Below are 19,862 nucleotides of genomic sequence, written 5' to 3' on the forward strand. Positions count from 1 at the left end.
CTTAAAGCTTTTCCATCGGCACGCCGCCGATGAGCATCAAGCGCACTTTGCCGGCGCTTCCAAAGTCCACCGTCACCGTGGCGCGTGGACCGGAGCCGGAGGCATCGATGACCGTTCCCAGGCCGTACTTGGCGTGGTTGACGCGGTCTCCCACAACTAAATTCAGCTGGTTGTTCTTAGGCATCGAGCTGGTAGGAGCAGGCTTACGCGTGCGTTGCGAAGGGGAAGACGTAGCGCGCGGTGAGGTTCTGCCCCAGCCGGACCAATCGGAGCCATAGGAGCGGCCATATTGGTAGGAATCATCTCCGCCCCATGCGCTAGACAACGAGCTGTCTGGTTCTTCACGGCGCCAGTCGATGAGGTCTTCGGGGACCTCGGCGAGGAAGCGGCTGGCCGGATTCGTCATCGGGTTACCCCAGGACGAGCGAAGTATTGCGCGGGTGAGATAGAGCTGCTCGCGAGCGCGTGTGATGCCCACATAAGCCAAGCGGCGTTCCTCACTGAGTTCTTTCGGGTCACCCAAAGAGCGCATGTGCGGGAATTGGCCATCTTCCCAGCCTGTGAGGAAGACGACTGGGAATTCCAAGCCCTTGGCAGTGTGCAAGGTCATCAGCGTGACCACGCCAGTTTCGTTGTCAGGGATTTGGTCTGCGTCAGCTACCAAAGACACCTTCTCTAGGAAAGCCTGGAGCGAGCCGGGTAGGGCCTCCCCCTCGGCGAGCTCTGGGCTTAAATCTTCTACAGCGTCGGCTCCGGTAAACGCCATCTGATTTGCCGCCTCGGAGCTAAATTCTCGGGCAACGGAAACCAACTCGTTGAGGTTATCCAGCCGCGCTCCATCCTGCGGATCATTCGAGTTCTCCAACTCCGCACGGTATCCAGTGGCATCGAGCACGGCGCTGAGTAGATCACCAAGATCCGGCTGATGAGTAACCTCGTTAATCATGCTCGGAATCTGAGCGCGGATGCCCTCCATCATCTCGTTGAACTTCGACACTGCATTAACGGCCCGTGTGCCCAGGCCCGCAACGTTGCCCGCGGCGGCATCGTACAGGGCCTTTCCAAAGCTCACTCCTAGGTTCTCTGCATGCAGCGCGATCTGGGATTGTGCTTTATCACCGATGGCGCGCTTTGGAACGTTGATAATGCGGCGCAGGCTCACTGTGTCATCCGGATTATCAATGATGCGCAGATAAGCCACCATGTCACGGATTTCGCGGCGTTCATAGAAGCGAGTGCCGCCCACAACCTTGTACGGGATTCCGGAGCGAACAAAGATATCTTCCAACGCACGCGAGGCATTGTTCGTGCGGTACATGATCGCCATATCGGAAAAGGCGCGGCCCTTATCTGCCAGAGAGTCGATCTCAGAAGCAATAAAACGGGCCTCATCATGCTCGTTATCGGCGACATAGCCGACGATCTTCGCGCCTTCGCCGTGCGCAGTCCACAGGTTCTTCTCACGGCGGCCCTCGTTCTTCGCGATGAGAGCGTTCGCCGCATTCAGAATGGTCTGAGTGGAGCGATAGTTCTGCTCCAACAAAATGGTGTGCGCCTGCGGATAGTCACGCTCGAATTCCTGAATGTTGCGGATCGTAGCGCCACGGAAGGCATAAATGGACTGATCTGAGTCACCCACCACGCACAATTCTGGTGCATCGGGGCCTAGCTCTCCCCTACCCACCAATGCAGAAACCAGCGCATACTGCGCATGGTTGGTGTCCTGATACTCATCAATAAGAACGTGCTTGAAGCGGCGACGATAGAAATCCACCACCTGTGGGTGCTGATGGAAAATACGCACTACCTCACCGATGAGGTCATCGAAGTCCACGGAGTTAGCTGCACGCAGGCGGCGCTGATATTCATCGAAGACGCGTGCAACCGTAATCTCGAAAGGATTCTTGGTCTTTTCTGCTTCTGCCAAAGCGTCAGCCGGCGAGACCAGCTCATTTTTGTGATTCGAAATCTGATTGGCCAGCACGCGGGCGGTGTACTTCTTTAGATCCAACTGCATGTCTTTGGCGATCATGGTCAAAAGGCGGCGTGCATCATCACCGTCATAAATAGTGAAGTTGGTGTTCAGTCCTGGCACCAGCTGCGCGTTTTGGCGCAGGATACGCACGCAGATGGAGTGGAAGGTAGAAACCCACATGCGCTCGGCCACTGGCCCCACCAGCTGGCCCACGCGCTCTTTCATCTCCGTGGCGGCCTTGTTGGTAAAGGTAATAGCCAAAATCTCCCACGGAGCCACCCCACGATTGCGCATGAGATAAGCAATGCGGCGGGTAAGCACAGCAGTCTTACCAGAGCCCGCACCCGCCACAATCAGCAGCGGCGAACCAGCGTGCGTTACCGCCTCAAGCTGCTGCGGGTTCAGGCCCTCAGTAAGCGGATCGGGGTCCACAGCGCCAGGCGCGCCAGCTGGGTTCGATGCAGCACCAGCAGCAGGTCCCCTCGAAGTAGGAGCCCCAAAGCCACCCGACTGTGGCTGCGGCGCGGCAGGCCGAGCGGGCCCACCGAAACCGCCGAAGCCGCCAAAAAGATCCGGCTGGCTGTTGGCAGAATTTTTTCCATCTGGGCGTGGAGCTGGGGAGAATTCAGACGCATTACTCATAGTGCCTACCAACCTACTAGCACCACCGGACATCCCCTCATAACACGCCTTATGCAGGGGAATTCGAATTTATCTGCTGCAGTTTCCTTTTTGGTTTCTAAGTGGCAGAATCTTGGGCTATGTCCTCTGCGAACAACCCGACTGAAAACTCCGCACACGCCAATAGCCTCGATACCAACGTTGTGGACAACGGCATGGAGATCCGCATGCCCTCCGGCACCGATGATCCCTTGAGCGATGCGGAGATTCAGAACTATCGCAAGGAAATCAACCGCTTGGATCGCGTTATCCTCGACGCTGCGAAGCGCCGCACGGAAATCTCCCAGACCATCGGGCGCACGCGCATGAACGCCGGCGGCACCAAGCTGGTGCACACCCGCGAGATTGCCATTCTCAACCAATTTCGCGACGAGCTCGGTGAGGAAGGCCCAGCCATCGCCTCTGCACTGCTGCGCATGGGCCGCGGAAAACTCGGCTAAACCTTTCAATAAATTTCATTTTTCTGGATAAAATCCAGTAATCTCTTCGCCATGAATGCAGTTCTTGTCGCGGTCATCGTCATGCTCGTCCTCGCGCTTTTGCGTGAGCATGTTGTTGTCGCACTATTCCTTGGCGCGCTGACGGGCGGCCTGCTTTCCGGCATGGGACTCGACGCCACCATGGTCGCTTTCCAGGAGGGCCTCGGTGGCGGTGCCAAAATTGCCTTGAGCTATGCATTGCTGGGTGCCTTTGCCATGGCGGTCGCCGCGGCGGGCGTGCCGCAGCTGCTCGCCAACGCCTTGATTCGGCGGATCGGCGGGGACGGGGCGTCGCCAGGCGCAGCACAAGCCACCAAGTGGATCTTGGTCGCCGGCCTCATCGCTATGGCTGTGATGAGCCAGAACGTCATCCCCGTGCACATCGCGTTCATCCCGCTTATCGTACCGCCACTACTCAAGGTCATGAATGCCCTGCGCATCGACCGACGTCTGATTACCTGCTGCCTTACTTTCGGCCTGGTCACCACCTACATGTTCCTACCGGTAGGTTTCGGCTCCATCTTTTTGAATGACATTTTGTTATTCAACATCGACCAAGCAGGCCTTAATACCGAAGGCATTTCCATCATGCATGTCATGGGAATTCCTGCCCTTGGTATGCTCTCTGGCCTGCTGATTGCCATGTTCTTCAGCTACCGCAAACCCCGCGATTACGCCGATACCCCGCTCAGCAATGAAGAGCCAACCGAAGAAGCCCCGTCGCGTTACAAGATTTGGGTCTGCGTTGTCGCCATCATCGCCACCTTCGGCGTGCAGATTGCGATGCAGGCGATGGATTTCGAATCCGATGGTCTTATGGTCGGCGCCCTGACAGGACTTGGCATCATGTTGGTCACCGGCGCCATCGATTGGCGCAAGGCAGACGATGTTTTCTCCGATGGCATGCGCATGATGGCGCTCATCGGTTTCATCATGATTACTGCCCAGGGCTTTGCCTCTGTCATGACGGCGACAGGTCAGGTCGAGGAACTGGTGAATGCAACCAGCGATATCTTCGGCAGCAACAAGATGATGGCCGCCGCGGTCATGCTCATCGTGGGACTTGTCGTGACGATGGGCATCGGTTCTTCCTTCTCCACGCTTCCCATCATCTCCGTCATCTATGTTCCGCTGTGCATGTCACTGGGCTTTAGCCCCGCCGCGACGGTGGCCATCGTCGGCACCGCAGGCGCGCTTGGCGACGCCGGCTCCCCCGCCTCCGATTCCACCCTCGGCCCCACTGCGGGCCTCGGCGCGGACGGCCAGCACGATCACATCCGCGATTCGGTCATCCCGACCTTCCTGCACTTTAATATCCCGCTTCTCATCGCCGGCTGGATTGCAGCAATGGTCCTGTAGCTAACGGCAAAATGCTCCCGCGTGGACTACGGTGGTATCCGTAATTTTTAGTGTCTGACTAAAGCCAGAAAGGCCCTTGTAATGGACATCACCACCCAGCCCCAGTGGACCGCACTTGAGCAGCTCTTTGCGGAGAAGAAAGACCTCAATCTACGTGAGCTCTTCGCCGCTGACCCGCAGCGTGCGGCTCGCTTAACTTTCGACGCTGCGGGGCTGCATGTCGATCTTTCCAAGAACCTGGTCGATGACGATGTCCTCACGGCATTGGTAGAACTTGCACGGGCTGCAGACGTAGAAGGCCGCCGCGATGCCATGTTCGCCGGCGAACACATCAACAACACTGAGGACCGCGCCGTATTGCACACCGCCCTGCGTCAGCCGGCAGACTCGGAGCTTAGCGTCGATGGCCAAGACGCAGTAGCTGACGTTCACGAAGTTTTGGGCCGCATGCGTGCCTTTTCTGATTCCCTGCGCGATGGCAGCTGGCTGGGGCATACGGGCAGAAAGATCCGCACCGTGGTCAACATCGGCATCGGCGGCTCCGACTTGGGCCCGGCCATGGCCTCGAAGGCGCTGCGCAGCTACGAAGACGCCGGCATCAAGGCACTTTTTGTCTCCAACGTTGACCCGGCTGACATGGCTGCAGCGCTGGACCAGGTAGAAGCTGAGGAGACTCTGTTCATCATTGCTTCTAAGACCTTTACCACCCAGGAGACCCTGACCAATGCGCACGCGGCGCGCGCGTGGCTCATCAATAAGTTGGGTGATGAGGCGGCAGTGGCCAAGCACTTCGTTGCTGTATCGACCAACGCCGAGAAAGTCTCCGAGTTCGGCATCGACACTGCGAACATGTTCGGCTTCTGGAACTGGGTGGGCGGCCGCTACTCCATGGATTCCGCCATCGGCCTGTCCCTGATGTGCACCATCGGCGCGGATAACTTCACGGACATGCTTGCCGGCTTCCATGCGATGGACGAGCACTTCCGCACCGCGGAGCTTGCGCAGAACCTACCGGTCCTGATGGGCATGCTCGGCGTGTGGTACTCCGACTTCCACGGCGCACAGACCCATGCGGTCCTGCCTTATTCTGAGGACCTAGGCCGCTTCCCTGCTTATCTACAGCAGCTGACCATGGAGTCCAACGGCAAGTCCGTTCGCCGCGACGGCACCGCAGTTTCCACCGGCACTGGGGAAATCTACTGGGGCGAGCCGGGTACCAACGGCCAACACGCTTTCTTCCAGCTCATCCACCAGGGCACTCGCCTTATCCCGGCGGACTTCATCGGTTTCGCTCGCCCGCAGCAGGACTTCCCTACTTCCGACGGCACCGGCTCCATGCACGATCTGCTGATGGGTAACTTCTTTGCTCAGACCAAGGTTCTGGCATTCGGCAAGACTGCCGAGGAAATCACGGCGGAAGGCGTTGCCCCTGAGCTGGTTCCTCACAAGGTCATGCCAGGCAACCGTCCGACCACCACCATCATGGCGGAGCAGCTGACCCCGGCTGTGTTGGGCGCGCTCATCGCGCTCTACGAGCACATCGTCTTCACCCAGGGCGTTATCTGGGATATCAACTCTTTCGACCAGTGGGGCGTGGAGCTGGGCAAGCAGCAGGCTAATGACTTGGCGCCGGCAGTCTCCGGCAAGGAGGAAGCCGCATCCGGCGACCAATCCACCGACGAGCTCATTGGTTGGTACCGCTCCAACCGCTAAGCGCCTAGCACTTAACGGTTGGCTCGAAACTAATTAAGCCCCGGCCCGGGAATAGGGCTGGCAATGCGGGCACCACCAGATGATGCGCTCCAGCTCGCCTTCTTCCCCGCCGGCGTCAACGCCGCCGAGCGTCGACTTGGCAATTGGCGTGCCACACCGCCTGCACTTGGCGTTATTTCTGCCGAAGACATAGGTGATCTCCCCGGCGCGCCGCACACCCGTGGTCACGCGCACTGGGGAGTTGCGGTTGGCCCACATGATGCGCCGCGATATCTCCAGAATCCGCGGCACATCCACTTGGGCCACGCGAAGGGCTGGGTGCACGCCCGCGATGAAGCAGGCCTCCGCCCTGTATTCGTTGCCGATTCCGGCCACGTTTTTCTGATCCAGCAGCGCCGCCCCGATGGTACGGGTGGGCTGGCTTAAGATTCGCCGCGCGGCTTCGTCCGCGCCCTCAGACTCCCACTGCTCGCTCAAGATATCTGGGCCCAAATGCGAAATCCGCTCGTTGTACAAGGAGGCAGGATAGGCCTCGACCATGCCCAGCCAGTGGCCCACCAGCTCGATGTCGCGCGGGCTACTAGCGAGCTGCAGCACCACCCGCGCGCTATGGCCCGGCTTGCGCCACCTATCGCCCTTGTAGTGAATGGCCCACTGGCCTTCCATCTTCAAGTGAGTATGCAGCACCAAGCTTTCGGCATCGGGCCGCGCGAACTGCATGAAAAGATGCTTTCCATAAGGCCACACACGAGAAACTGTGCTGCCCTCCAAATGCACGGTGGCATACCGGGGCACCCTAAGCGACGCCCCGGTGACCTCACGGCCGGTCATAAACTGCAGCTTTTTGGACAACTGCAGGACGGAATCACCTTCTGGCATGCAACCAGTCTAACTAGATGGTAAAACCAGCTCGTTAAAGATGAGGTACCCGGTAGCTGCTGAGGCAATTTACCATCCTGGTTTTACCGTTTGAGTCCTGTTTCTAGCGGCGGCTGCCCCGCGGACGAAATCCACCCGGCGCGCCACGGCCTGGTTCGGGAGGATCGTCAAAGCTTAAATCCGGTAGCTCCGCCAGAGCTTCCGAAACGCTTCGGCCGCGGCGTGGCTCCATGGGCTTTTGCCAGGGGTCGCTGCGGTTGTCTTCGATGCGGCGGGACGTGCGCGGCGGCGCAGCCTTGGCCGAGATCCGCACGCCACGGGGACTGATACCTGCGCCAAGGCCTCGCAAGCGAGTGGAGATTTCCGATTCGAATGCGGGCGCTCCGTTGATTTTCTCAATCACCAGCGGGCTCAAACGCCCTGCGGCGATGAGCTCCGTGAGACCTTCAAGCACTTTGCCAAGCACTTCATCAGCATCGATGTCTTCAGGCAGGGCGTCCAAGAAAGTTGTCAGCGTCTTTCCACCGCTGGTTAGATGCGCCACGCAGAGCCCGTCCATCAGCACCACTAGGGCACCGGCGCTACGGGTGGGGCCGTGGCCGCTGTCCGCGCCATCGCGCTGCGGCCAAGCAAGGGCTGCACCATATGGGTTGGCGGGATCCGTCGCGGCGAGCACGTAGGTATTGATTTCCGCAGTGCTCGCAGTGCCAGATGGCCAGCCCGTCACGTCGGGAGAATCGTTCATGCCACGCAAGCGATCGATGACCGCGGGAGTAGAAAACTGCGCCGCGCCAAGCCCTTCAATCACATAGCCGCGCACCGCCTTGCCAGATTCCTCAAAGCCAGAGAGCACTTTATAGGCCAGCGCGAAGCCGCCGAGCACGTCCTCGGCCACCACGGAACCCCGAGTGAGCACACCATAGCGGTCAAGCCAAGCCTCACCGTGCGCTACGGAGCGGCTCGTCGCGTCGACGCCTTGGCCTGACACGGAAGCAGCCCAACGGCCGGCCACGTCTGGGGCGGTTGCGGCCCCGCCGAGGCCCTGCGTTTGGGCAAAGGACGTGCGTCCCATGCGCAGCCGGGAACGGGTGGGGCGTCGCTTAGCGCGGTGCGCAGTTGCTCCCGAGCGCGAGCCGGCCGCGGCAATGTGTGTGCGGATTGGCGCAAAGGAATCGGGACTAACCAGGCCCATTTCTACCAGCTGCCACAGCGCTTCCCGCAGCTCCTCGGCAGTGCCCGGCACCTGCGCCGCGATATCGTTGAACAGGTAGCTGCCGCCACCGCGCAGGACCTCCAACGCCGCTAATTGCAACATGCTCAGCCCCTGTTCATCCGGGTTAACCTGCGGCGCCAACTGCGCCGCATAGTCCACCGGCAGCAACATGATCCAAGGGTCATTCGTGCCAGCCTTGCCAGCGCCCACGATGAGCACCTCGCCGTTAGAGGTCAGCTCATCGAGCATGGTCGGTGAGTAATCGCCCACGCGCGTCGGCAGAATCAGCGACTCCCACGCAGAGGCTGGCAGACGCACGCCGGCGAGCTGTTCAATCACGCTGTAGACGCCATCCGCCCCGCGTAGCGCAGGACGCTTGCCCACGGGCGCTACCTGCTGCCAATCGGGCAAGAAGCGTCCGAAAGCGGCGGCGCTAACAGGCTCCGTTGCAGCGCGTGCCGCTGCCAGCGAGCGCGAGCGAATGGTGCGCAAGACCTCCGCAGCGCAGTACTCGGTCTCCTCGATTCCTTGGCGGTAGCGGCCTTCCACCACGCTATCGAGGCTGGCCAGCGCGGTGGGTGCCGCCGAGGCCGAAAGGCCGAAGGCCGCCTGCACATCCCCCAGCACGAAAGGCCCGCGGGTGCGCGTCCAACGCGAGACCAGCTGTTGCAAGGCATCGGCGATAGTGGACTGTTGCGCGGCAACACCAGGCGGGACGGGCACGCCGAGTCCGTCGCGAAGCAGCGGGGCGTCAAGGGGCTGTGCGAAGTGCTCGCGTCCGGCAATGCGCACCCGCATCACGCGGACACCCAGAGAATCAATTGCGCTCAGCGGAACAGAGGCATGCTCTGCCATTTCCTCTACCGGAATCGGCCCCAGCACCCGCAGCAGGTCCGCGACTTCCTCCGTCGTGCGGGCCCGACGCTCCGCAGCGGTGCGCTGCAGCTGGGCATGCACCTGCTCGATGACCTCCGGATCTAAAAGCTCCCGCAGCTCCACCGTGCCCAAAAGCTTGGCCAGAAGCGCCGGATCAAGCGCTAGGGCCGCCGCCCGCTTTTCTGCCAGCGGAGAATCACCCTCGTACATGAAGGCGCCGATGTAATTAAACAGCAGCGTCGAAGCAAAAGGCGAAGGCTGCTCAGTGGTCACCTCCGCGATGCGAATGCGACGCAAAGCCAGCTCGCGCATGGTTTCCGTCAACGCCGGCAGATCATAGACATCCTGCAGGACCTCGCGGACCGTCTCCAGGATGATGGGAAAGGAAGGGTACTTCTGCGCGACGTCGAGAAGCTGTTCTGCCCGCTGACGCTGCTGCCACAGCGGCGCGCGCTTGCCGGGATTGCGACGCGGCAGCAACAGCGCACGCGCGGCACACTCACGAAAACGCGAGGCAAAGAGCGCGGAACCGCCCACCTGCTCGGCCACGATGTCCGAAATTTCATCGGCGTCGAAAAGAAAAAGCGCAGCATCCGGCTCCTTTTCCCCCTCGGGCAAGCGCAGGACGATACCGTCGTCCCCAGCCACTGCCTGCGCGTCCATGCCGGTCAGCTCCGCCACCCGCTGCCCCACTGCAAGCGCCCAAGCGGCATTCACGCCCCGGCCGAACGGCGTGTGCAACACCGCGCGCCAATCCCCGAGTTCGTCCTTAAAACGCTCGAGAACCAAGGTCTTCTCATCCGGAATAACACCCGTGGCCTCATGCTGTTCCTGCAGATAGGCCACGATGTTATCCACCGCATGCCCATCTGCGTCCTGGATGATCTCTGGAGAAAGGTGCACCTGCCGGCGATACGCACCCAAGGCCTTGCCCAGCTCATAAGGACGCCCTGCCTGGTCGCCATTCCAGAAAGGCAACCGGCCAGTGTGCCCCGGCGCAGGGGTGACAATCACCTGATCGCGCGTGATTTCCTCAATGCGCCAGCTAGTAGCACCCAAGGTAAAGATATCGCCCACGCGGGATTCATAGACCATCTCCTCGTCGAGCTCACCCACGCGCCGGGGCGCGGCATTTTCTGCCCCTGCAGGCAGGAAAACGCCAAACATTCCGCGGTCCGGAATCGTGCCGCCGTTGGTAACAGCCACGCGCTGCGCACCGGGGCGCGGGCTCAGTCGGCCAGTGATGCGGTCGAAGACCACGCGGGGTTTGAGCTCCGCGAAGTCCGTGGAGGGATAGACGCCGGAGACCAGGTCGATGACGGAATCGAATACCTCCCTGGCCAAATCGCGATAAGGCCACGCGCGGCGCACCATGGCGTACCAGGCATCCACATCTAGGCCACCCGCATTATCTGGGGAGGTAACCGGAGCAACCTCGGCGGCGGCGACGGCTGCCACGGTCTGCTGTGCCAACACATCTAACGGGTTCTGCGGGGAGTGCATCTCCTCGATGAGGCCCTCGCGCATACGCGCCACGGTAAGAGTGGATTGCACAAGGTCAGCACGGTGCTTCGGATAGAAAGAACCCTGCGATACAGCGCCCACGGAGTGCCCGGCACGGCCCACGCGCTGCAGACCAGAGGCTACCGAAGGCGGTGATTCCACCTGCACCACTAGATCGACCGCGCCCATGTCGATGCCCAGCTCTAGCGAGCTGGTGGCCACCACTGCTCGCAGTGTGCCTTCCTTGAGCATCGTTTCAGTCAATGTGCGCTCATCCTTCGACACCGAGCCGTGGTGTGCGCGAGCGATGACGGCAGGTGCCTTGCCGGCGACGTCGACTTGCTTCATCAGCTGCGCTGGGTCCCGGCGGGTAGCAGGCGACAAGCTTTCCGGTTCATGCTCCATGGCATAAAGCTCATTGAGCCGGGAGGTCAGGCGCTCCGCGGTACGCCGCGAGTTCACGAACACGAGCGTGGAGCGATGCTCCACGATTTCGTCGTAAAGGTCTTCTTCAATAAACGGCCAAATGGATTTCGCGGTGGGCAATGCCGAATCAGCCACCGCCGCGGGGCCAGTAATGCCCAGCGGATCATCCACTGTCATCTCACCGATAGTGGAGCCTTGCTCTGGGGTGGGCAGATCCGACATGTCTTCCACGGGCACGTGGACATCAAGCTGCCAGCGTTTTTCAGCCGGCGGTGCCACGATTTCCACGGGCCTGTCACCGCCCAAAAAATTCGACACTGTAGAAAGCGGGCGCACCGTTGCCGATAGCCCGATGCGCTGGAACTCCCCCGCCACGGCCGCCAGCCGCTCGAGCGTGAGTGCCAGGTGCACGCCACGCTTGGTGCCAGCCAGGGCGTGGATTTCATCAATGATGACGGTATCGACGGTAGATAGGATTCCCGCGGCCTTTGAAGTCAGCATCAAATAAGCCGACTCCGGAGTGGTGATGAGGATATCCGGCGGGCGGCGTACCTGCCGGGAGCGTTCTGCAGAAGGTGTATCCCCGGAGCGTACGCCGACGGTGATGTCGGGGGCGTCAAGTCCTAATCGTTCTGCCGCACGAGCGATGCCGTTCAGCGGAGCACGCAGGTTATTTTCCACGTCCACACCAAGCGCCTTCAGCGGGGAGATATACAAAACCTTGACGCCTGAGTTGCCGCCCTTTACCGGCTGTCCTACGGGCAGTGCAGTTTGGCCTTCCTTTTCCACGAGGGAATTTAAGGCCCATAAAAACGCCGCCAGGGTTTTACCGGAGCCGGTGGGGGCGACCACGAGCGCATGGTTGCCGGATGAGATCTGCTCCCATGCCTCGCGCTGTACGGGCGTAGGCGCTGCGAAAACGTCCTCGAACCATTGCCGGACTTGAGGCCGGAAGCGGGTTAGGACGTTTTTGTTCATGCCTTACTTTATCGCGCGCGGTAATCTAGCATACATGACCGTCGAGATTTCTGATTCCCGCCTGACCAATTCACTAGCCAACGGCTGCGGTGAGATCCTCAAAGGTGTGCGCAACGGTGGCCTGCTGCGCGGCCTCGCGCTTGGCGACGCCGGCGATGAAGCCGCACAAGAATGGATCACCCGGGTAATTTCGCAACACCGCCCCGAAGACGGCCTGCTTTCCGAGGAAGCAGCAGACGATCTCAGCCGTTTGAAGAAGGAACGCGTGTGGATCGTCGATCCCCTCGATGGCACCAAGGAGTTTGCCACCGGCCGCCAAGACTGGGCTGTCCACATCGCACTCGTGGTCAACGGCATGCCACAGCATGCGGCCGTGGCCATGCCAGATTTGGGCGTGACCTTCCGCTCCTCCGATGCCCGGGCCGTTACCGGCCCGCTTTCTAAGAAGTTTGTAGTCTCCCGCAACCGTCCGCCCCAGGTGGCTTCCCATATTGGGGAGAAGATGGGATTTGAAACCGTCGGCATCGGTTCTGCCGGCGCCAAGGCAATGCACGTTCTGCTCGGTGACTTTGACGGCTACATCCACTCTGGCGGCCAGTACGAATGGGACCAGGCTGCGCCGGTGGGCGTTGCCATGGCAGCGGGCCTGCACTGTTCCCGCTTGGATGGCTCTCCAATTCGTTTCAACAACGAGGACACCTTCATCCCAGACCTGCTCATCTGCCGGCCGGAACTCGCCGATGAAATCCTGGAGCACGCTGCTGCCTATGCCGAAGAAAACGGCGGCTTTTAGGCGTTCCATAACCTTTTAGGCGTTTCAGCAAAAAGGCTTCTAAACTTGAAAACCATGATCCAGACCCCATATGAGGACCTCCTCCGCAAAGTTTTGGAAGAAGGCGCGGACAAAGGTGACCGCACCGGCACCGGCACGCGCTCAATTTTCGGAGCGCAGTTGCGCTATAACTTGGCGGAGTCTTTCCCGCTGCTGACCACCAAGAAGGTCTACTTCCACGGTGTTATCGGCGAGCTGCTGTGGTTCCTCAAGGGCGATTCCAACGTGAAGTGGCTGCAGGACAACAACGTCCGCATCTGGAATGAGTGGGCTGACGCCGATGGCGAGCTGGGCCCTGTCTACGGCGTCCAGTGGCGCTCGTGGCCTACCCCGGATGGCACGCATGTTGACCAGATCCAGCAGGCTCTGGACACACTGCAGAATAATCCGGATTCTCGTCGCAACCTGGTCTCCGCCTGGAATGTGGCAGAACTAGACAAAATGGCGCTTATGCCCTGCCACCTGCTATTTCAACTCTACGTCGCAGACGGCAAGCTCTCCCTGCAGGTCTATCAGCGTTCGGCGGATATGTTCCTGGGCGTGCCTTTCAACTTGGCTTCCTATGCTGCGCTGGCCCACATGTTTGCGCAACAGGCTGGCCTGGAGGTCGGCGAGCTCATCTGGACCGGCGGCGACTGCCACATCTACAACGACCACCTAGAGCAGGTCAAGGAGCAGCTCTCCCGCGAGCCACGCCCCTATCCGCAGCTCAAGCTCCACAAGGCTGACTCGTTGTTCGACTACACCTTCGACGATTTCGAGGTCGTAGGCTATGACCCACACCCCACCATCAAAGCGCAGGTTTCCGTCTAATGCTGGGTGCTATTTGGGCGCAGTCCCTGGACGGCATCATCGGCGATGGCTCCGTCATGCCGTGGCACGTACCAGAGGACCTCAAGCACTTTAAGGAGGTCACGCTGGGCTCGCCCGTAGTGATGGGCCGACGCACGTGGGAATCGCTAAACCCGAAGTTTCGCCCGCTGCCAGGCCGCGATAACTATGTTCTCTCCCGCAAGGAGCCGGGCCAATGGTCCGCTGGGGCGAGCACAACCAGCAACCTCAACGACGTAACTTCCACGCTTTCCGACGCCTGGATCATCGGCGGCGGCCAGCTATACGCCTCAACCTTGGATGAGGTCGACGTCATCGAAATTACGTTGATGGGCGTTAACATCGGGGATGTCTACGGTGATGACGCAGTCTATGCCCCCGCAGTTCCGGAGACTTTCGGCCTAGCGGCTAGCACTGATTGGCTCACTTCTGAAAAGGGCCACCTGACCATTCCGGGGCAGCCCCCGAGTGAGCTGCCGATTAAATACCGCTTTTTAACTTATGAACGAAAGGACGCCGCTTAAATGACCGTCGCAACTCCCGAAACCACCGAGCACGTCACGATCTTCTACGCCGACTGGTGCCCGTTTTGCGCGAAGCTGCTCAAGGCACTGAACCGCACGGAGACGCCATACGCGCTTGTCGACGTCGAGGCCGAAGGCACTGAGGACATAAACGAGTGGATCAAGTCCGTCAATGACGGCAACCGCATCGTGCCAACCGTGCTCTACTCCGACGGCACCTCCGTTACCAACCCAGCAGCCTCTGCGGTACGCAAGAAGCTCGCTGAGCTCGACGGCTCCGCCGAATAGTGCGAATAACTCAAGTAGCTGCCGCCTCCAGCACACAAACGCCGAAGTTAAACATCCGATTTAACGCAGCCACATACCGTGCTGGTAACCTAATTGCGTTGCTTTAAAGCAACCCCCGCCCCAGTAGCTCAGGGGATAGAGCACGGCTCTCCTAAAGCCGGTGTCGGTGGTTCGAATCCACTCTGGGGCACAAAATCTTTCACAAAACTTCCCCGTTGACCAGCGCAGACAGGGGGTTTCAGCAGTACGCCCGCTTTCGGGCCACCCCGGCTCCTACTGTTCCTCATTCTCGCGCGCTATAGGAATCGTGAGCGCCACATAAACGGTGAGGCTAACCAGCAAACGAGGTGTAAAGGCTCGGCGAACATCGCCCGCGAACCGTTCTTTATCCATTCGTTGACCAACACGACAATAATGCCTAGGGTCTGGATGACAAACGCAATTCTGATATTGCGCAGATTCTTTGCGAGTAAACGTTCGTCAGAGATCTTGTTTAGGATTGGCAATTCTGTTCCTCCCAAAATAGTTGGTCGAGCGAGCTATCCAACCTGTGACAGATCGCAAGGCAAAGCTTGAGGGTCGGGTTATACCGGCCGTTTTCAAGCAGATTGATTGTTTGGCGCGTAACCCCGCCATGGAAAACGCTGGATGAATGTGGCCATCGGAAAGCGCCTAGCACACTGCACAAAGCTAGTATTCCAGCGGGTCTGCCAGCATCTGCACCGATATCTCTAGGCGCTCTCAATAACGGCCACCGGTGTACGCCTCACCGTGGTCTCCAGCCACGGCCGAATATGACGATAACGCGCCGAGCCATCCGCCATAATCGCTCGCGTTGGTGGGATCAAAGAAGCGGATACCGTTTAATGCAGTCTTGAAAGGGCGACTTAACCACCTCACCCTCCAAGCACCCGATCAAGGGTGCTAAAAATTTACTGCACGTTTACATCGATCCCAAGTTGTCTTAACTTCAGTGCAGTTAGATTGATGTTCCTGATCACTATTCTCTCTGGAGGAACTCCCACGATGAAGTCGAAGCACACTTCTCTCTCTGCCATAGCCCTTGCTTCAACCGTCCTTCTTACTTCGTGCGGTGAGCCTGCGTCCAACCAAGAAGATTCACAGGCGACCAGCGACTCAACCTCAATAACCGTCTATACCTCCGAACCAGAGGAAAAGGTCGATGAGATCAATGCGGCCTTCAACGAGGAATACCCCGATATCGAGGTCAATGTATACCGCGCTGGCACCGGTGATTTGAACGCCCGCATCTCTTCAGAGAAGCAATCTGGCGACATTGAAGCGGATGTTTTCTGGGCAGCCGATGGACCTACCTTTGAAAATTACGCTGAGGATGGTGACCTCATCGAGCTTGCCGATGTCGATTCCGATGACATCATCGACGAGGCCAAGGACGACAAGAATTTTTATGTCGGCACGCGCATAATCCCTACGATAATTGCTTATAACACCGACGAGATCGCAGAAGACGATGCCCCGACCTCCTGGGCGGATCTCACCGATCCGAAGTACAAAGACAAACTCGTCTTACCTAACCCAGCGGTCTCCGGTGCAGCGGCATTCAACGCCTCAGCGTGGAAGAATAATTCAGACCTCGGAGAAGCGTGGATCGAAGATCTGGGCAAGAATGCCCCGATGATCGCAGACTCCAATGGCCCTACCTCCCAAGAAATCGCCTCCGGTTCCAAGCCCGTGGGCGTGGTCGTCGATTACTTAGTCCGCGACCTGGCGGATAAGGGGTCCCCAATTGCCCTCGCCTACCCCACCGAAGGATCACCATATATTTCTGAGCCTGCGGGCGTATTCAAAGACTCCCAGGAACAGGAAGCAGCCCAGAAATACATCAACTTCCTGCTTTCAAAGAAGGCACAAGAAATCGCCGTCGAGCAGTCGTACCTCCCGGTGCGTGAGGACGTGGGAACCCCAGCAGGCACCCCTGAACTCACAGACATTGAGCTCATGGACCAGGACTTAGGGAAAATCACCAAGGATAAAGACGCCGCCGTCGAGGTATTCCAAAAGGCAGTGTCTTCCTAGTTCTTGGTGGCCCACTTGTTGAAAAATCCCTCCGTATCCGCGCTACGCGTTGGCGTGTGGCTGATTGCCATTGGCCTGTTCATCGCGCCTTTGACCCTTGTTGTCTCCCTTGCACTGGGCGGAAACCAAATTCCCATCTTGCTAGAGCAAGGGCTCGGCATCGCCACATGGAATTCGCTATTTACCACGGCGCTTTCAGCTCTCGCTGCCGTCATCATCGGCACCGTTATTGCCATCGCGCTAGACCGCACAGATATCTACGGCTCTTCGGTACTGCGCCTATTCTTGCTTTCGCCTCTCTTGGTTCCGCCATTTATCGGAGCGATCGCCTGGATTCAACTCTTCGGCCCGAATCAGGGCTTGAATAAGCTTTTTGAGTTCGAAATATGGAATATCTACGGCGCAGACGGGGTCATTGCGCTGATGACTATCCATTCTTTTCCCACGGCATATGTCATCATTTCTTCAAGCTTGCGCTCCATCTCCCCCGATTTTGAGCTAGCCGCCCGAGTATCTGGGGCTTCCGTGGTGACAGTTCTGCGCACGGTCACCCTTCCACTCCTGCGCCCCGCACTATTGTCCGCGTTCACTCTCACAGCAATTGCTAATCTGGCTGATTTCGGCATTCCCGCTATTATCGGATCGCCGGCTCGGTTCGAAACGCTCGCGACGATGATTTACCGGTTCATTGATTCCGGCACCGTATCCAACCCCTTACAAGTGGTATCGACCATCGGCGTTGTCCTCTTATTTTTGGGAATCGGCACAGTAATCATGGACTATCTCACCTCCCTGAAAAACTCGTCTTCTACACATGACTCCGGAAGTCCGGCGCGTTTCGCACTGCACTCGGCGCGCTGGCCGGTCACGATCATCATGTGGGTGTGCGGGCTCGCCATTTCCATTGGCCCAATTCTCGGTTTGGCCTACCGCGCATTGCTGCCAGCTCCTGGGGTTCCATTTACCTTAGAAACCATCTCGCTGGCGAACTTTAGCAGCGCTTTATCCAACCCGCGCGTCATCGACGGACTCAGTAATTCCGCATTTCTGTCAATAACCGCCGCGATAATCTGCGGGGTTCTTGGTTGGGTCATCGGAATTCTAGTGACCCGGACTCAGGCTCGAGGAAATACGCTTTTAACCCTTTCTGCACTGCTACCGAGCGCGCTGCCTGGGCTTATCATCGGTGTCGCCTGGCTGATTGCCGGGCGCTATACCGGGCTGTATAACACCATTTGGATAATCCTTATCGCCTACGTCTGTGCTTTTACCGCACTCGTTGTCCAGGCCGTGCGTGCCCCGCTAATAAGCACCCCGGTCACCGTGGAAGAAGCAGCGCGCATTTCCGGCGCCACGCCGCTTAAGGCGCTATTTACTACCACCGGCGCGATGACCATTCCAGCGGCGATATCCGGTGCGGTGCTCGTAGCGGTGACCGCGATTCGAGAACTTACTATTTCCGTACTCCTCGTCGCACCCGGAACGACAACACTGGGTGTCCAAGTCTTCAACCTGCAACAGGCAGGAAATTATAACCAGGCATCGGCACTCGCCCTGCTCTTTGCGCTACTTGGCATCATTGCCGTCGCACTGACTATCCGTGCTCCCAAGGTAAGGACTTAATAATGGCGAAAATTGCAGCTTCCCACCTCACGGTCACTTTTCCGGACGGAACCACCGGCTTGCGCGATATCAACCTCTCCATCGAACCTGGGGAACTCATTGCACTCGTTGGCCCGTCAGGCTCCGGTAAAACCACGCTCTTACGCACCATCGCTGGTTTTATTTCTCCATCGTCAGGTGAGCTTTACATAGATGGCCGGAAGATGACTGCTATTCCTCCCGAGAAACGCAGCATCGGCATGGTCTTCCAACAGCACGCGATCTGGCCGCACATGTCTGTTAAAGACAATGTTGGCTACCCGTTGCGCCAGGCGAAAGTAGCAAAGCCCGAGCGCGAAGAGCGCATTTCTGAGACTTTAGCTCTCGTGGGCCTGCCAGGATTCGAGAACCGTACTCCGGACAGCCTTTCTGGTGGGCAGCGCCAGCGCGTTGCGCTGGCCCGGGCGATCGTTGCTAATCCCACGGTTTTATTACTGGATGAAGCTCTTTCAGCCCTCGATGAACCATTGCGCGATAATTTGCGCCGCGAGCTGGTAACCCTGACGCAAAAGCAGCGCTTAACCACGGTGCACGTCACCCACGATCGCGCCGAGGCGCTGGCAATCGCAGATAGAGTCGTGGTTCTAGATGGCGGCGAAATCCAGCAGATTGCTACCCCACAACAGCTGCTGGAAAGTCCCGGAAGCCCGCTGGTCGCGGGATTTATTGCGGATGCCACAATAGTCCAGGCCGCTATCTCAGGAGGCCGCGTCGAGTGCCCAACCCTTGGCATTTCTTGGCCATTGAGTGAAGTCTCCGTGCGGGGCGAAGGCACTAAGGCCGCCATCCTACCGCACCACGCAACAATCGTGGAGGAAAACCATCCAGGTGCCACGGTTCCAGCAGTAGTTGACTCTGCCATTTACGAAGCCGGCCACTACTCCGTTACCGCCACCCATGGATCGGGAACCACATTCCGCACCACCGCGGACGATAAGCCAGCGATGGGACAAACGGTGCGCATCCGCTTCGCGCCGCCCTTGGTTTTTTAGATCACCACCCCGCAAGAACCATGACCAGCTCAGCGATGGCACGGTGCCGCCGTTTTGCAGCGGTTACACCCGCCGTCTTAAGCATAAAATTTTAGGCTAATACCGATCACAGCCGACACGGAACGCTGGTTATCACACCCATCTTCATCACCATGCTCTCAGAAGGCAGTGTCGTATATAGTCTGAACCCGCTTGAACTCTAAGCCATAAGTGAGAGCACTAAGCAATCCTGCATTGACCTTAACGGCGTGGAAATTTCGGTATACCGCGCCATCAATCCGGATGACGCCAGCATCTCGCTCGTCCGCCGGGAACGGCTAGTTATCGTTGGAGGGACACCTTTTGGCGGCCGTTGCGGGGTCTGCCGCAGTGGAGGTAGACGTCGTAACGTCCCAGCGCGCGGAGCCGAAATCTTTTGATGTGCACATGGAAGGCGACCGCGTAAATGAGGACGGGGCATCGCGCCAGTCGGAGGTTCGCGTGGGCTTCGATCTATCGTTCCCGGATACCCCCGAGGGCAACCAAGCGCGCAAGCTCGTGGACAACCTGATTCGCATCTCTCATGAGAAGGACTGCACGGTATTGTCAGATGC

General features: G+C 58.9%; 14 protein-coding genes, 1 tRNA gene and 1 pseudogene. 12 read left to right on the plus strand and 4 right to left on the minus strand.

Annotation, left to right across the window (positions count from 1 at the left end):
- Position 1 precedes the first annotated feature (1 nt).
- Positions 2–2,617 (minus strand): DNA helicase PcrA, encoded by a 2,616-nt coding sequence (gene pcrA / locus HMPREF2724_RS01140; RefSeq protein WP_083286084.1) that lies wholly within the window; start codon positions 2,615–2,617, stop codon positions 2–4.
- 119 nt (positions 2,618–2,736) lie between these two features.
- On the opposite strand from pcrA, the gene HMPREF2724_RS01145 reads away from it, so the two are divergent.
- From HMPREF2724_RS01145 to pgi, 3 genes are all read left to right on the plus strand, one after another.
- The gene (locus tag HMPREF2724_RS01145) at positions 2,737–3,096 is read left to right on the plus strand and encodes a chorismate mutase (RefSeq protein ID WP_061921220.1); all 360 of its coding nucleotides are present in this window, start codon (positions 2,737–2,739) and stop codon (positions 3,094–3,096) included.
- 51 nt (positions 3,097–3,147) lie between these two features.
- Entirely contained in the window at positions 3,148–4,494 is a 1,347-nt protein-coding gene (locus HMPREF2724_RS01150) for a Na+/H+ antiporter family protein (protein ID WP_070586762.1), read from the plus strand.
- A gap of 81 nt (positions 4,495–4,575) precedes the next feature.
- Entirely contained in the window at positions 4,576–6,207 is a 1,632-nt protein-coding gene (pgi, locus tag HMPREF2724_RS01155) for a glucose-6-phosphate isomerase (protein WP_070586764.1), read from the plus strand.
- 33 nt (positions 6,208–6,240) lie between these two features.
- On the opposite strand, the gene HMPREF2724_RS01160 is transcribed toward pgi, so the two are convergent.
- A complete protein-coding gene (locus HMPREF2724_RS01160) occupies positions 6,241–7,086 on the minus strand; it encodes a DNA-formamidopyrimidine glycosylase family protein (RefSeq protein WP_070586766.1) in 846 nt (281 codons plus the stop codon).
- A gap of 103 nt (positions 7,087–7,189) precedes the next feature.
- Complete coding sequence (locus HMPREF2724_RS01165) at positions 7,190–12,082, minus strand: ATP-dependent helicase (RefSeq protein ID WP_070586768.1); 4,893 nt, start codon at positions 12,080–12,082, stop codon at positions 7,190–7,192.
- 34 nt (positions 12,083–12,116) lie between these two features.
- Between HMPREF2724_RS01165 and HMPREF2724_RS01170 the strand changes: the two genes are divergently transcribed.
- The 5 genes from HMPREF2724_RS01170 (at position 12,117) to HMPREF2724_RS01190 (ending at position 14,747) form a co-directional block, all read left to right on the plus strand.
- Positions 12,117–12,875 carry a 3'(2'),5'-bisphosphate nucleotidase CysQ gene (locus HMPREF2724_RS01170; RefSeq protein WP_070432605.1) on the plus strand — a complete coding sequence of 253 codons (759 nt, stop codon included), beginning with the start codon at positions 12,117–12,119 and terminating at the stop codon, positions 12,873–12,875.
- A 45-nt stretch (positions 12,876–12,920) separates the two neighbouring features.
- The gene (locus tag HMPREF2724_RS01175; RefSeq protein WP_210385636.1) at positions 12,921–13,727 is read left to right on the plus strand and encodes a thymidylate synthase; all 807 of its coding nucleotides are present in this window, start codon (positions 12,921–12,923) and stop codon (positions 13,725–13,727) included.
- Entirely contained in the window at positions 13,727–14,269 is a 543-nt protein-coding gene (locus HMPREF2724_RS01180; protein ID WP_061921204.1) for a dihydrofolate reductase, read from the plus strand. The genes HMPREF2724_RS01175 and HMPREF2724_RS01180 overlap by 1 nt, the downstream gene beginning before the upstream one ends.
- Complete coding sequence (locus tag HMPREF2724_RS01185; protein ID WP_062035601.1) at positions 14,270–14,557, plus strand: glutaredoxin domain-containing protein; 288 nt, start codon at positions 14,270–14,272, stop codon at positions 14,555–14,557.
- Between the two features lie 117 nt (positions 14,558–14,674).
- Positions 14,675–14,747: transfer RNA gene (locus HMPREF2724_RS01190), tRNA-Arg, on the plus strand.
- A 303-nt stretch (positions 14,748–15,050) separates the two neighbouring features.
- Here HMPREF2724_RS01190 and HMPREF2724_RS13425 read toward each other — a convergent pair.
- Positions 15,051–15,236: a helix-turn-helix transcriptional regulator gene (locus HMPREF2724_RS13425; protein WP_246817808.1), complete on the minus strand. Its 186-nt coding sequence runs from the start codon at positions 15,234–15,236 to the stop codon at positions 15,051–15,053.
- Positions 15,237–15,583: 347 nt separating this feature from the next.
- On the opposite strand from HMPREF2724_RS13425, the gene HMPREF2724_RS01200 reads away from it, so the two are divergent.
- The 4 genes and pseudogenes from HMPREF2724_RS01200 to HMPREF2724_RS01215 all read left to right on the plus strand — a co-directional run.
- Positions 15,584–16,615 carry an ABC transporter substrate-binding protein gene (locus HMPREF2724_RS01200; protein WP_061921171.1) on the plus strand — a complete coding sequence of 344 codons (1,032 nt, stop codon included), beginning with the start codon at positions 15,584–15,586 and terminating at the stop codon, positions 16,613–16,615.
- A 6-nt stretch (positions 16,616–16,621) separates the two neighbouring features.
- Positions 16,622–18,238, plus strand: a complete 1,617-nt coding sequence (locus HMPREF2724_RS01205; protein ID WP_371326191.1) for an ABC transporter permease — start codon at positions 16,622–16,624, stop codon at positions 18,236–18,238.
- A 2-nt stretch (positions 18,239–18,240) separates the two neighbouring features.
- Complete coding sequence (locus HMPREF2724_RS01210; protein WP_061921169.1) at positions 18,241–19,269, plus strand: ABC transporter ATP-binding protein; 1,029 nt, start codon at positions 18,241–18,243, stop codon at positions 19,267–19,269.
- Positions 19,270–19,596: 327 nt separating this feature from the next.
- A pseudogene (locus HMPREF2724_RS01215) lies at positions 19,597–19,862 on the plus strand (OsmC family peroxiredoxin); the annotation flags it as partial.

It is taken from the genome of Corynebacterium sp. HMSC071F07 (assembly GCF_001810285.1).
Taxonomy (GTDB): Bacteria; Actinomycetota; Actinomycetes; order Mycobacteriales; family Mycobacteriaceae; genus Corynebacterium; species Corynebacterium simulans.